This is a genomic window from Arthrobacter sp. KNU40, from assembly GCF_051515115.1.
In the GTDB taxonomy this organism is placed as follows: Bacteria; Actinomycetota; Actinomycetes; order Actinomycetales; family Micrococcaceae; genus Arthrobacter.
In genome coordinates this window covers 2,213,663-2,226,826 of sequence record NZ_CP195850.1, presented here as the reverse complement: position 1 = coordinate 2,226,826, position 13,164 = coordinate 2,213,663, and the positions used below count along the sequence as shown (strand labels likewise).

The 13,164-nt window shown below is 60.9% G+C and carries 10 protein-coding genes; 4 read left to right on the top strand and 6 right to left on the bottom strand.

Translation table 11 applies throughout. The features are described 5' to 3' along the window. The first annotated feature begins 7 nt into the window (after positions 1–7). Genes ACSKT0_RS10225 through ACSKT0_RS10215 form a run of 3 tightly spaced genes read left to right on the top strand, consistent with a single transcriptional unit; the run spans position 8 to position 4,252 of the window. On the top strand, positions 8–1,735 hold the full coding sequence (locus ACSKT0_RS10225; RefSeq protein ID WP_437773636.1) for a thiamine pyrophosphate-binding protein: 1,728 nt from the start codon (positions 8–10) through the stop codon (positions 1,733–1,735). Continuing rightward, entirely contained in the window at positions 1,732–3,129 is a 1,398-nt protein-coding gene (locus ACSKT0_RS10220) for an aldehyde dehydrogenase (RefSeq protein WP_437773635.1), read from the top strand. The genes ACSKT0_RS10225 and ACSKT0_RS10220 overlap by 4 nt, the downstream gene beginning before the upstream one ends. Before the next feature lie 49 nt (positions 3,130–3,178). Beyond that, positions 3,179–4,252, top strand: coding sequence for an amidohydrolase family protein (locus ACSKT0_RS10215; protein WP_437773634.1), 1,074 nt, complete (start codon positions 3,179–3,181; stop codon positions 4,250–4,252). 181 nt (positions 4,253–4,433) lie between these two features. Here ACSKT0_RS10215 and ACSKT0_RS10210 read toward each other — a convergent pair whose 3' ends face one another. After that, positions 4,434–5,537 carry a zinc-binding dehydrogenase gene (locus ACSKT0_RS10210; RefSeq protein ID WP_437773633.1) on the bottom strand — a complete coding sequence of 368 codons (1,104 nt, stop codon included), beginning with the start codon at positions 5,535–5,537 and terminating at the stop codon, positions 4,434–4,436. A gap of 113 nt (positions 5,538–5,650) precedes the next feature. Further along, positions 5,651–6,883, bottom strand: coding sequence for an acyl-CoA dehydrogenase family protein (locus ACSKT0_RS10205; protein ID WP_437773632.1), 1,233 nt, complete (start codon positions 6,881–6,883; stop codon positions 5,651–5,653). Between the two features lie 343 nt (positions 6,884–7,226). Between ACSKT0_RS10205 and ACSKT0_RS10200 the strand changes: the two genes are divergently transcribed. Further along, positions 7,227–8,528, top strand: a complete 1,302-nt coding sequence (locus ACSKT0_RS10200) for a glycine cleavage T C-terminal barrel domain-containing protein (protein WP_437773631.1) — start codon at positions 7,227–7,229, stop codon at positions 8,526–8,528. A 168-nt stretch (positions 8,529–8,696) separates the two neighbouring features. Here ACSKT0_RS10200 and ACSKT0_RS10195 read toward each other — a convergent pair whose 3' ends face one another. The 4 genes from ACSKT0_RS10195 to ACSKT0_RS10180 all read right to left on the bottom strand — a co-directional run bounded on the left by ACSKT0_RS10195 (position 8,697) and on the right by ACSKT0_RS10180 (position 13,160). Beyond that, positions 8,697–9,992 (bottom strand): PucR family transcriptional regulator, encoded by a 1,296-nt coding sequence (locus tag ACSKT0_RS10195; protein WP_437773630.1) that lies wholly within the window; start codon positions 9,990–9,992, stop codon positions 8,697–8,699. 206 nt (positions 9,993–10,198) lie between these two features. Then, positions 10,199–11,743 (bottom strand): aldehyde dehydrogenase family protein, encoded by a 1,545-nt coding sequence (locus tag ACSKT0_RS10190; protein WP_437773629.1) that lies wholly within the window; start codon positions 11,741–11,743, stop codon positions 10,199–10,201. Positions 11,744–11,848: 105 nt separating this feature from the next. Further along, positions 11,849–12,361 (bottom strand): flavin reductase family protein, encoded by a 513-nt coding sequence (locus ACSKT0_RS10185; protein ID WP_437773628.1) that lies wholly within the window; start codon positions 12,359–12,361, stop codon positions 11,849–11,851. Positions 12,362–12,953: 592 nt separating this feature from the next. Then, positions 12,954–13,160 (bottom strand): hypothetical protein, encoded by a 207-nt coding sequence (locus ACSKT0_RS10180; RefSeq protein WP_437774007.1) that lies wholly within the window; start codon positions 13,158–13,160, stop codon positions 12,954–12,956. Between the last annotated feature and the right edge of the window lie 4 nt (positions 13,161–13,164).

Sequence of the window (13,164 nt, the reverse complement as noted above, 5' to 3'; positions counted from 1 at the left end):
GACAGAGATGACCATCACGCACTTCTCCCCGACGACGTCGGTCGCTTCGGGCACCGTTCGACTCACCGGGGCCCAGGCGCTCGTGAGAGTCCTGGAGAATTCGGACATCCGGAATTTCTTCGGCATCGTTGGCGGAAACCTCACCGGAATCTTCAAGGAGCTCGATTCCCGGCCGGAGCTAAATTACACCGGCTGCCGGCACGAAGCGGCCGGGGCCTTCATGGCAACCGCCGTGTACAACTCCACTGGCCAGCTTGCGGTCGCACTGGGGGAACTGGGGCCTGGAACGCTGAACCTGGCCTCGGGACTCGGCGTCGCCTTCAACAACAACCTGCCCATGATAGCCATCTCCTCTACGTGGCCCGCCGAAAAGACGACTCCCTTGGTGGGCACCATGATGGAACTTGACGGCATCGCCGCCACATCGGCCGTGACGAAGTGGAGCGCACGTGTTGCCGTCGCCTCGCGCATCCCCTCGTTGGTCCGCTGGGCCATCCGCGAGGCCCTCACTGGCCGCCCAGGTCCCGTTCACCTTGATATTCCCGGCGACGTACTCAAAGCTGAGCACGACTACAACGCTGCGGAACTCGATGCCCCCATTCAACATTTCCTGCCAGCCGGCCGGACCCCGGCCGACCCGGCCCAGGTGATCGAAGCAGCCAAGCTCATAGGCGAGGGACGGCGCATCCTCCTGCTGGGCGGCGGCGGCGTCGTGCATGCTGATGCCACCGAGGAATTCCGGCGGCTCGCTGCAAAACTAGGCGCGGCATCAACCGTCACCCAGATGGCCATCGGCGTGGTCCGCACGGATTCACCGGATTTCATCGGCCACGCGGGTGCGCTGGGCGGAGTACCCGTTGTCCGGGCCTTCCAGGAGGCCGACGTCGTCATTGCCGTCGGCTGCAAGTTCTCCTCCTGGATCAAGGACGGAAACGATTCCCTGGTTGCGGGCTGGCCGCTCCAGCAACTAATCCACATCGATGTGGACCCTACGGCCATCGGCCGGGCCCAGCCGGTATCGGTCGGTCTGGTCGGCGACGCCAAGGCCATCCTCAGCCAACTCCTGGAAGCCGTGGGGCAGGACGCTGTCTCGGATCCCGAGTGGCTTGCCTCCTTGGTCGCCGACCAGCAGGAACGCGAGCGGGAACTGGGACGTCTGGCCGATGACCCGAGGCTTCACCCGGCCGCCGTAGCCATCGAAATCGGCGCGGCCCTGCCCGAGGATGCCTTGGTCGTCTACGACGGCGGACACACATCGTTTTGGACGAACGACCTCACCCCGGCCTTCAAGCCCCGTACCCGGTTCAACGACCCGGGCATGGCCCAAATCGGGTTCGGAACTCCGTTCGCGCTCGGCCTGAAAACTGCGAACCCCGAAAAAGCAGTCTTCAACGTCACCGGCGACGGCTCCTTTGGGTTCACTTTGCAGGAACTCGACACAGCCCGCCGCTACGGCCTGGCGGTCATCAACGTCATCCACAACAACGAATCATGGGGCGTGATCGAACAAGGGCAGCGCAATGCCGGATTCGAGCATGGAGCCCAGTTGACCGGAACGGACTACGCCGCCATCGCCCGCGGTTTTGGCTGCTTTGGTGAGACTGTCACCGTCCGATCGGAGATCGGCCCGGCCATCCGCAGAGCCCTCGAATCGGGCCTGCCCGCAGTCCTCGACGTCCGGACGTGGTTCGATCCGCACCCCAACATGAGCTACTTTGGAGGAACCCTTCGATGAGTATCGAAACACAAACCATTTCCTCTGCAGAGGTGCCAGCCGCATCCGCGGAAACGGAGATTGCCGAAGGCCGGCGCCTGGCTGACCAGGCCGCCGCCGCGTTCCTCGAATGGTCCGGGCGTGGTCCCAAGTCAAAGCGCATGCTGCTGTTGGCGGCCGCCGACGAGATCCAGGCGATGCACGGGGACTTTGAGATGGCGATGCGCGATGAACTTGGTGCAACCCCGGCCTGGGCTGGGTTCAACGTGGGCCTGGCCTCCGACATGCTGCGGGAAGCCGCTTCTCTGACAACAGCCGTGCAGGGCAGCACCATCCCTTCGGATCAGGCAGGTTCGCTGTCGCTGACCATGCGCGTGCCGGTGGGCGTGGTTCTCGGCATCGCCCCGTGGAACGCCCCGGTGATCCTTGGCGTCCGCGCAGTCGCCACGGCCATTGCCTGTGGCAACACCGCCATCCTCAAAGCCTCCGAACTTTGCCCCAAAACGCATGCGCTCATCGGGGAGGCGTTCGCCCGTGCAGGATTCCCGGAGGGAGTCCTGAACATCGTCACCAACTCTCCCGCCAACGCAGCTGAAGTTGTCGGCTCGCTGATTGACCACCAGGCGGTGCGCCGGATCAACTTCACCGGATCCACCGCCGTCGGCCGGGTCATCGCGGTGCGCGCCGCTGCGCAGCTCAAGCCCGTTCTCCTTGAACTGGGCGGAAAGGCCCCGTTCGTTGTGCTCGACGATGCAAACATCGACGAAGCCGTCAAGGCCGCCGCCTTCGGCGCCTTCATGAACCAGGGCCAGATCTGCATGTCAACTGAACGCATCGTCGTGGTGGATTCCGTGGCCGACAAGTTCGTTGCGGCGTTCGCGGCCAAGGCCCTGACACTGGTGGCCGGCGACCCGGGATCCTCCTCGGCTCCCTTGGGCGCCGTTGCGACCGAGGGCGGCGCGGACCGCGTCCGCCGACTGCTCGGCGATGCCCTGGACAAGGGTGCGGAACTCATAGCCGGGGGCCCGGGCCAGGGGGTCCTGATTCCTGCCACCGTGCTCGACCACGTTAAACCGACCATGGACGTCTACGGCGAGGAAAGCTTCGGACCTCTGGTTTCCATTGTCCGGGCCAGGGACACGGACGACGCCGTGCGCATTGCCAACGACACCGAATTCGGCCTGAGTTCAGCGGTCTTTGGCCGGGACACGGCGCAAGCCCTCGGCGTCGCCCGTCGGCTGAATGCCGGGATGTGCCACATCAACGGGGCAACCGTCCATGACGAGGCACAAATGCCGTTCGGAGGCGTGCAGAGCTCCGGGCACGGCCGATTTGGCGGCGAAGCGGGGATCGCCGAATTCACGGAACTGCGCTGGATTTCCATAGAGACCCAGCCCGGGCACTTCCCGATTTGATTGCCAGCGAATCATCGCCGCAACCCAAACTCATTAGAGGAGCAAGAGAATGACCGAGACGCAAGTATTGAATGAAACAGGAACGACGCTGGCATTCAGCACGGACTACAAGCGCATAGCCGTCGAGGAAGCATGGGCACCACAGCAGCTGCTCGATGTCTACCGCACCGAACTGGCAGCCGGCAATATCAGCGACCCTGGATTCAACAGCCTGTGGGGCTACTACCTCGGCAATACCGAGCGTGCATCAGCCCTGTCCGCACGGATCGTCGAGGCCGGCCCCAACCGCCTCGCCGCTATGGACGCAGCCGGAGTGGACGTCCAGATCCTGTCCTTAACCTGCCCCGGCGTGCAGATCCTGAAAACAGACATCGCCCGGACCCTGGCCGTGGAGGCAAACAACATCCTCAAGGAATCGGTGGACGCCTACCCGGACCGTTTCTACGGCCTCACCGCCATCGCGCCGCAGGACCCCGAGCACGCCGCCCAGGAAATCCGCCGGGGACACGACAACCTCGGGTTCAAGGGTGTCATCATCAACTCGCACACCCAAGGCGAATACCTGGACGACAAAAAGTTCTGGCCGATCTTTGAGGCCGCCGAAAGCCTGAACACCCCGATCTACCTGCACCCGAACACCCCTTCACCCCAAATGATCCAGCCCTACGTCGAATCCGGCCTGGACGGTGCCGTCTTTGGCTTCGCCGCCGAAACCGGACTTCACCTGCTCAGGATCATCACCTCCGGCGTCTTCGATCGTTTCCCCAACCTCAAGATCGTGGTGGGGCACCTCGGCGAGGCACTCCCCTACTGGATGTGGCGCATCGACTTCATGCACGCCACCTCCGTCAAGTCCCGGCGCTACGAAGCCATCAAGCCCTTGAAGATGCGCCCCAGCGACTACCTCAAACGCAATATCTGGTTCACCACCAGCGGCATGCCCTGGGCCCCGGCCGTGGAATTCGTCCGCGACGTTGTCGGCACCGAACGCGTTATGTTCGCCTGGGACTACCCTTACCAGTGGGATCCCCAGGAGGTCGCGGCCTTGGACGCCCTGCCTTGGAGCATTGAGGAAAAGAAGGAATTCTTCCAAGGAGCAGCCGAACAAGTCTTCCGACTCTAACCCGCACAGGCCAAGCACTGACACACTGCGGGCCGGGTCCTTGCGAACCATCAGGTTCGCAAGGACCCGGCCCGCAGTCAGTTAACAGGTACAAAGAGGCAGTCGCGCGACTCGGGGTCCGTCTCTACGCTCTGCCAGTACCGGCATTGTCGGCAAGCCCAACGACGACGTGCCAAGGTACTTAGTGGATAACGACTCCGCGCAGGTTCCGGCCGGACTGCAGGTCCTCGAAGCCAACATTGATGTCTGTCAGCGAGTAGTGTCGACTGACCAGCTCGTCAAGCATGAGATCGCCGGAGCGGTAGAGGTCAACGAGTCGGTACAAGTCGGATCTTACGTTGGAGCTTCCGATCACGCTGCCACGGATTGACTGGTTCTGCAGCACCAACGGGGCGATCGGCATGTCCAGGCGGAAATTCGACGGATGTCCGAGCGCAGCAATGACTAGGTTTCCACCCTTGCGCAAGATCCCAAGCCCGGCTTCTGCCAGGCCAGGGATTCCTGCCGAAAGAATCACGGTGTCAGCGCCACCTTGCCGGAGATTCTTAATGTGGTCCGTAGCTTCATCGACCGATGCGAACCCTGACGTGGCTCCAAACAGCTCGGCCGCTTCCAACTTGCTCGCCACCGGATCAATGGCAATGATTTCAGCCGCCCCCGCATGTCGCGCACCTTGGCACGCGTTAAGCCCCACACCGCCGGCACCAATCACTACCACCACGTCTCCGGGTTTGGTCTCGGCCGCATTGACGGCTGCGCCCCAGCCCGTCGGTACGGCGCAGCCGAGGACGGCCAAACTCGCCAACGGGATGTCCTTCTCAACCACCAGACACGAAACCTCCGACACCACTGAGAAACGTGAGAATGTTCCGAGCATGCAATTGGCACCGTAGTATTCGTTGTTTCGACTGAAACGGAAGTGCCCGCCGGGCAGCGAACCACTCAACGAGTCAGCGCTTTCATTGCAAATGTAACCCTTTCCCGAGGCGCAGTATTCGCAACGGCCGCAGGCGGGTCTGAATACGCAGACCACGTGGTCACCCTCCCGGATACCGCGAACTCCCCTGCCCACTTCGCGCACGATCCCCGCACCTTCATGGCCACCCACCATCGGATAGCGAGCGGTGCCACCGAGCTTTCCGGCACGCAGGTTTTCATCCGAATGGCATAGCCCGGCAGCAACAAACTCAATCAGGACTTCGCCTTCGCCCGGTCGTTGAAGATCGAGTTCCACGATTTTCCATGGTTCTCCGACCGCCTCAATCACAGCCGCACTAGTCTTCACGGTGGTCCTTCCCTACGCTCTCAATGGTTCTATTGCAATTCATGAACGCCCGGTACAAGGCCATCCGCCGAGGCGAAATCGTCAGGCTTGGCCCTTGGCCTACGGTTCTGTCCTTATGCCTTTTGTGGTGCGGTCTGGGTTTGTTGGGATACTTCGTGGGTTTCGTTGAACATCGCCGCGCCCAGGCGGGCGAAGGCGGTGTCTGTCACGGCTGCGTGCTGGCGTGAGACGCTGATGTCGCGAAGGCGGCGCTGGATGGTGGAACCTTCGTAGGCGTTCGATGCGCCTGACAGTGCCCAGACCGCGTCCACTGCTTCCACGGAGGTCTTGGTGACCCAGGCGTTCAGCGGGCCGGTGTGTTCGATGGTGATGTCCTCGAAGTCCTCGGTGCCGTCGAGTTCGGCCAGCCAGCGGCCTTCCTCAAGGAGGTAGGAACGCGCGGCGCGCAGCCCCGCTTCGATGCGTCCCACGCGGTCCTGGACGACGGGGTTCTTTGCCGCCGTCACCTTGCTTCCCATACGCTGCTTGGTCTTGGCCGTTTCGCGGAACTCCTCGAGCGCGCCGCGTGCGGTGCCGAGGATAATCGCGGTGATGTGCGTGTTGAATTCGGCGATGGGGAATTTACCCACGCCGTCCACGTTTGGCCGGTCGAAAAGGATGTCGAAGGCGAAGTTGTCCGGAACAAAGATGTCTTCGGCATGGAAGTGATGGCTGCCTGATCCGCGCATGCCGAGCGTCTTCCAGGTGTCTTCGATGGTGACGGCGTAGGCCGGCATCACCATGGCCCGGGTCCGGGGCGTTCCCGGCAGCCTACCCGGCAACGTGTCGCCGTTTTCGTCGATGACGATGCAGTTGCCGAACACGAGGTCCCAGTTCTGGCAGCCGGACGCGAAACCCCAACGGCCGGAGACCCGGTAGCCGCCGTCGACTTTTTGTGCCTTGCCGGCCGGGAGGAAGGTGCCGCCGAACAGCGGGCGTTCGTCGGCGAGGAACAGTTCGTCGTAGGTGTCCCTCGGAAGGAGGGCCAGGATCTGGGGGCTTTCCATCCCGATCATCGTGGCCCAGGCCAGGGACGCATCGATGCGCGCCAGTTCCTCGAGCACCAGCACGCTGCTCACGAGTCCGAGCTGGAGGCCGCCGTGGCTGCGCGGTGTCAGGACGTCGAAGACGCCGATCCGCTTCAGGTCCGCGATGACGTCGGCCGGGATGCGGCGCTGCTCATCAAATTCGGGAATTCGTGCCACGAGTGCCGGCTCCATAAGCCGGATGTCAGCCAGGATGCGCGCAGTTTCTAGTTCGCTGTAATGTTCAATATCGGAGGGAATCACCGGGGCCGCAGCCGTCATTATCGCAACTTCCTTACTTACCAGTGCTGCCTTCGGGATGTGGCAACCTCGACTTCCATCCTCGGACCTTGGGTGAAGCCCGTCACTGGCTGTCGGGGACAACGCTGGTCCGCTGGTTGGGCAAGACGCACAGGCCGGCCAAGAATTCAATATGTGTTGTGCATCATGCCTAGAATCCGTCAAAACATTGGCCCCTGGATCCAGTGACGGCCCGGGCAGGTACCGCCATAATTTTGGTAATCCCCTTCACAGTTGGAACGCAAACCCTTACGGCCGCAGCACCAACATGTAATGGATGCGTTTCAGCGTGATGAGTTTTCGACTTGGAAATGGAGCTTCAACGATGAGCAACCCGATTGTCAACGCGCTGCGTGCGCAGACACCTGCAGTCCATCCTGGCTGGCGTCAGTCCGAATTCAGTGACTGGCAGAGCGAACAGCTGTCCTGGAAGGAAACCTGCTACATCGGCGATTGGTCTTTCCTGTGGGACCTGGAGATCAGCGGGCCCGATAGCCTGAAGTTCTTCAGCGACTTCTCCGTGAACAGCTATAAGAAGTTTGACGTCGGGCAGGCCAAGCACATGGTCATGTGCAGCTCACGCGGCAAGGTGGTTGGCGATGGAATCCTCATGCGGCTGGGTGAAGAGCACTTCCGCACGCAAGCAGGAACGGCAACGTGGAGCTCGTTCCAGTTGAGTAAGGGCGGCTACGACGTTCAATGCCGAGAGATCCAGACCTTCCAGTTTCAAGTGGGCGGCCCGACCGCCATGAAGGTCTGCGAAGCCGCCACAGGCCAGGACCTCAGCGACGTAAAATTCATGCGATTCGTTCCCGTGGAAATCGCCGGCCGCAAGGTCTACGCCCTGCGTCAAGGGATGTCGGGTGAGCCAGGATTTGAATTCCATGGCGATGCCGCAGACACCGATGCCGTGTACGAGGCAATTCTGGTCGCCGGAGAGTCACACGGAATCAAGCAGCTGGGCCGACGCACAGCCATGATCAACCACCTCGAAGCCGCTTTCCCCACCATTACGTGGCATTACCTCAACGACAGCCTCGGCCCCGAAGGCGCTGGATTCACCGATCATCTCCGTCAGACCTTCGACATGAAGGGGCTCGTTCCCGCCATCCGCGGAAGTCTCGAGGGTTCCGACCTGCTGGACTACTGCTTCAGCCCCTACGAACTCGGTTGGGGCAAAAGCGTTGTATTCGACCATGACTTCTGCGGACGCGAGGCCCTCGAGGCGGAGCGGAGCTCCGGTACCGGCAAAGTGCGGGTCACGCTCGAATATGATGCCAAGGACGTCGTCGAGATCTATGCATCTCTCTTCGAAGATGGCGAGCCCTACGACTACCTGGATATCCCCCACCCACAGCGCTGGATCGTCTGGGCGGACCAGGTACGCAACGTCGGCGGGACCCATGTCGGCACATCCACCGCTCCGGGCTACAGCCAGTACTTCCGCAAAGTCCTGGCATTGGCATTCATCGACCCGGCCCTTTCCGAACCCGGCACCCAAGTGGAAGTCGTTTGGGGTGCACCCGGTCACCGACAGAAGATCATTCATGCGACCGTCGCACCGGCCCCGTACAAGTCCGACCGTCGGCGCAGCACCCCGGCCGAAGCATCCTTGGCCCCGGTCTAACCACCTCGTATTCGGCCAATGGCCTTTGGTTAATGGCTTTGCAAATGTGCTTGCCCGCTCGTCCGGGCAAGCACATTTGCATTCCCGCCAAGCCGCGCAAACTCGTATGGACAGAAGGATCTTCCCGTGGCTCAGGAACGCTGTGGGCAAACCGCATGTCCTGCCCGGTCAATCACCAAAGTCCAGAAGGCTTTCAATAGCCAGGGCCGCTTGTGTTTCCAAAGGGCGTTTGAGAGGGTCCCGGCCCAAGAGTTCCTGCACCCGTTTCATCCTGTATGCCACGGTGTTGCGGTGAATATAGAGCTCTTCCGCAGTCTCCATGACCCCGCCTCTATGGCGCGCCAAGACCCTGAGCGTCTCACGCAGGTCCCGCTGGATTTGACCGCCGCCAAGCAGAGGTCCGATCTCTGCCATGACAAACCACTCCGCGACTTCCGTGTCGGAGATGAGCAAGCTCTGCAACGCAGAATCCTCGAACGGAAAAATTCGTTCCGCATCCGGACGCCGGACACCATACCGTTTAGCCGCCTGGGCTTTTAGGTGTGTTGCACGGAACCCCTTTGGCCCCGACTCCGGCACACCCAGTGCGAAATTCAGGCCGGGGGCGGACGCAATACATTTCTCGATCCGGACCACTACGTCCTTCTGACGAATACGTGGTGCCGAGACCCACATCCACATCGTATTCTGCTGCAGCGACACGGTGACTGTCTTCCACGGTGCAAAGGCTCTGGACAGCAACCCCGTGATGCCAGGGTAGCCGGCAGTAGCGCGTGAAACGGCGTCGTCCATCCAAATCACCAGACCCACGTGTGTGGCTTCCACGTCGATCCCCAACGTATGCATAACCGCCCGGCTCTCCACCGATTCCCCCGCGATCATCCGGTCAACGAGCTGACGCCGGTTCACGGCTCGTCCCTCCGCGAGGAGCGCGGATTCCTCTGCATGGATATTGGTGGTTTGGTCGAGCTGAGTGTCAAAATACCTCGAAATGGCACGATCGACCTCGTTCAACAGACGCGCAGCTACATCGGCTTCGAATTGCCCGACAATCACTTGAACGAAGGCATTGCGCCAGCGACTCTCGATGATCCGCATGCCACGTACCATTCCTGCATGGATAGGGATGCCTTCGCGCATGCCATTCACCAGGGTTTCCCGATGTTCTCGACTCAAGTCCAACGCGGAATCATCACCGGAGAGGTAGTGGATCAGTCCAAATGACTGCTGATAGATCGCCTTGGGAATCAACCGTCCCAAGACCTCAAAGCTGACCGCATCCAGTTCTTCCACAACCCGCTCTACCGCGGGTCCTGTAATCGACAGCGCCCAGGTGGCAACCTTTTCGCCACAGCGCGCCTCCAGATTAACTATTTCGGCGGGGTCGGCGGAGGCCGAGACATGCTCACCACGCACGAGGTCAGGAACAGCGTCAAAAATCTGCTGATCGACTATTGGCATCATACTCAAATTATGCATCACGCACTGATGAAAGATTAATAACTATCAATTCTGAATCGTAGCTTGGTCCTGAACCACTACTAAAGTGATTACTATATGAACGCGAATGACCTGTAGCGGACAATGAGATGTCCCGCCAAGACATGTGCACAGGGCAACGGGACCGATGGAAATCCATCGGTCCCGTGCAGCATATGGCAGGCGACGTCTTACCGGGCTGCCTTCGCCGAATCCAAGCTACCCCAGGCTTCCATGCGGGGAATTTGCGCAGCTGCGCTCGTGTACCGGATCACGCCGTGTTCCTCGGTGCATTCGTTGATCGCGTACATCATATGGTTGCGACCCAAACCCGACTGCTTGAAACCGCCAAATGGCACCAGCGGAACAGAAGTGCCCACCCTATGCCCGTTGATAAAGGTGTTTCCGGCTTCGATCCGCAATGCCACGGCACGGGCATGCTCGGCGTTCGATGACCAGACGGAGGAAGCCAGACCGTACTCCGTCCGGTTGGCCTCGACGACGGCATCATCGTCGGTTGCGAATGGAAGTACCGGGATTATCGGGGCGAACTGTTCCTCGATCACAAGTTCCGCGCCCGGATCTATTCCGGTTACAACTGCCGGGCGGATGTAACGTCCCCGCTCGACATCGGCCTCCGCAGCAAAGACGCCGCCCTCGTGAACGGTAGCCCCAGCCGCTCGGGCGTCCCCTAGAAGACGTAACGCATTCTTATAACCGCCTTCGGTCGTCATGGGACCGAAGTGGACGCCCGGAACGTGGCCCGGCCCAAGGACCAGCTGGTCGACCATTGTCCGGAACTTGTCGACAAACTCCTCGAAGCGTGATTCATGGACGTAGATGCGCTTGATGTTGAAGCAGATTTGGCCACTGACAGCATAGGCACCGGCAACGATTTCGCGGAGGGTTTCATCGTCGAGGTTCGCATCTTCCAGGACAATGGCAGGGTCGTTGCCACCGAGCTCCAGTGAGGTTTTCTTGATGGTTGCCGCAGCGGACTCAAGAACCTTGCGGCCCGCGACCACACCTCCGACAAAACTAATACCCCGGATTTTTGGATGCGACGTCAGCGCATCCCCGGCTTCGTCGCCGCGTCCCTGCACAATGTTGAGTACGCCGGCCGGCAGCGCCGCGGCCAGCATTTGCAGTGCCCGGGTCAGTGCCAAAGGCGCTGCCTCTGCGGGTTTGACCACCACTGTGCATCCGGCCGCCAAAGCAGGAGCAACGCAGTTCAGGCACAGGTAGATCGGCGTGTTCCACGGAGTAATCACGGCCACGGGACCAAGCGGCTTGCGCTGCAGGAGTACCTCGTCGGCCGGCGCGGTACCCTCGCGACCCGTCAGGTCTTGGATGACGGCCGCTGGTTCGGCAAGGTCGGCGAAGGCGCGCAACAAATAAACTCCGCCGTTGACGTCAACGAGACACTCGGCGAGCGGCTTTCCGACCTCGCGGATCAGCGTTTCCGAAAGGTCTTTCGTCTCTGCCGCGATGGCTTCGGCAGCCGAACGCATCATCGTGGCACGCTCAGACGGGTGCAATGAAGCCCAGCCGGGCCAGGCCTGGTCGGCGGCCTCCACCGCCGCGTCGACATCAGACTTGTTCGACAGTTCGTACCACCCGAGGATTTCCCCTGTTGCAGGGTTGTCGACCTCGCCGAGCGGGCGTTCTGCAGTGCTTACGACGCCGTTAACGAGTGCACGTGCGGTTTCCCGCAGGTCATTTGGGTTCTGGCTCATTGATTCTTCTCCAATTGTTGGTTTGCCCTGAGTGGGCACTTGCCACGATGGAATGGCGTGGTCAAAGCGCCCGGGCCCTGTCAAGGGATTCTGGTGCCATGGATTTCAGCCTGCAGGATAGTGCGCCAACGGGAGCATCCGGCCTTGGTTGAAGATCAGGGGTTGCCCGTCTTCGAATGACACATCGTCCACGCTGGCGATAAAGAGTGTGTGGTCCCCGGCAAGATGCCGGTCCACAACCGTGCAGCTCAGGCGCGCCAGCGCACCTTCGACATGTGCGACGCCTTCGCTCGAGGACAGCAAGGGTTCGACGTCCTGCGTTTTGCCCGAGTAGTGCGCGGCAGCCAGAGCTTGGTGTTGCGCCAGGATGCTGATCCCGAACCTGGATTCGTCGTCAAGCAGGAGCTTCGTCCGTGATTGGTTTCCGACGGAAACGAGCACCAGGGGCGGTTCCAGCGAAACGGAAATGAATGAGTTGGCAGTCATACCGTGGTGGGTGCCGTCTGCCTTCGGGACCGTAATAACAGTGATCCCTGTCGCGAAACGCCCAGTGGCCTGGCGAAGGAGATGACCCGTGACGCCCGATGGGGAGGGCGCGAAGGTGGTTTGGCTGTTCATGGTGCCCTGCCTGTTCCTTAAGTTGGTCATCGATTCTCCGAACATCAGCTATGTGATTCAAGCTACAGATTGGTGTTTCGCCGGTCACGAGGCGCTGGATCCAACATTGGACGCAATCGTGTGCGGCATGCACAAACGTCCCATCGCTGCACGATAACCGCCGGAAATCATTGACTCCGTGCCGCATTCGACGCTTTTCGGCACGGAAGTATTCTTCGTGCCCTTACCGGCGTTCGTCCGCTCGTTGCTTTCGAATCGGCGAAGAGGTTCAGTCTTTCAAGCACGTTGAGGGACTGGACATGTCGGCCGTGTCCAGTTGCAAGGTCGCCGCGGCATTGGCGGCAGCCGCCCCAGCATTAGGCGTCGGAGCATTCATGACCCAGGTCCTGATCGCCTCACAACAAATCAATCTCCCGGGTGAGACCGTAGGGAACGTCGGAGCTGAGAGCGACCGTGAACATAGCGAAATCGACTCTGGTGACGACGACGCCGCAACCGGTCGCTTTAGCACTTAAAAATGCGGTGGCTTCCTCCAGTTTTTGGTCCCGCGACGCGGGATCCTGGACGTTAAAGATTAGGGTTGAAGATGTCGCTAACAATGTCGTTCTCCTTTTGATTGATCCAGGATTCGGGGGTTTCCTGGCGGCTGCGGAAGAATCCGCCCGGGCCTGGCGTCTTCACGGCCGATGAGTTCGGGTACGCCGGTAGCGACGATCAAAATATGGGCGCGTCGGCTGACTTCCGCGGCGTTCCTGGTCTTGGAGTGCGCTACCGTCGCCGTCACGTGACGCGGCTGCATAAAG

Coding starts and splice junctions, on each gene's coding strand:
- ACSKT0_RS10225 (WP_437773636.1), top strand. CDS start 8: ATGACCATCACGCACTTCTCCCCGACGACGTCGGTCGCTTCGGGCACC.
- ACSKT0_RS10220 (WP_437773635.1), top strand. CDS start 1,732: ATGAGTATCGAAACACAAACCATTTCCTCTGCAGAGGTGCCAGCCGCA.
- ACSKT0_RS10215 (WP_437773634.1), top strand. CDS start 3,179: ATGACCGAGACGCAAGTATTGAATGAAACAGGAACGACGCTGGCATTC.
- ACSKT0_RS10205 (WP_437773632.1), bottom strand. CDS start 6,883: ATGACGGCTGCGGCCCCGGTGATTCCCTCCGATATTGAACATTACAGC.
- ACSKT0_RS10200 (WP_437773631.1), top strand. CDS start 7,227: ATGAGCAACCCGATTGTCAACGCGCTGCGTGCGCAGACACCTGCAGTC.
- ACSKT0_RS10195 (WP_437773630.1), bottom strand. CDS start 9,992: ATGATGCCAATAGTCGATCAGCAGATTTTTGACGCTGTTCCTGACCTC.
- ACSKT0_RS10190 (WP_437773629.1), bottom strand. CDS start 11,743: ATGAGCCAGAACCCAAATGACCTGCGGGAAACCGCACGTGCACTCGTT.
- ACSKT0_RS10185 (WP_437773628.1), bottom strand. CDS start 12,361: ATGAACAGCCAAACCACCTTCGCGCCCTCCCCATCGGGCGTCACGGGT.
- ACSKT0_RS10180 (WP_437774007.1), bottom strand. CDS start 13,160: ATGCAGCCGCGTCACGTGACGGCGACGGTAGCGCACTCCAAGACCAGG.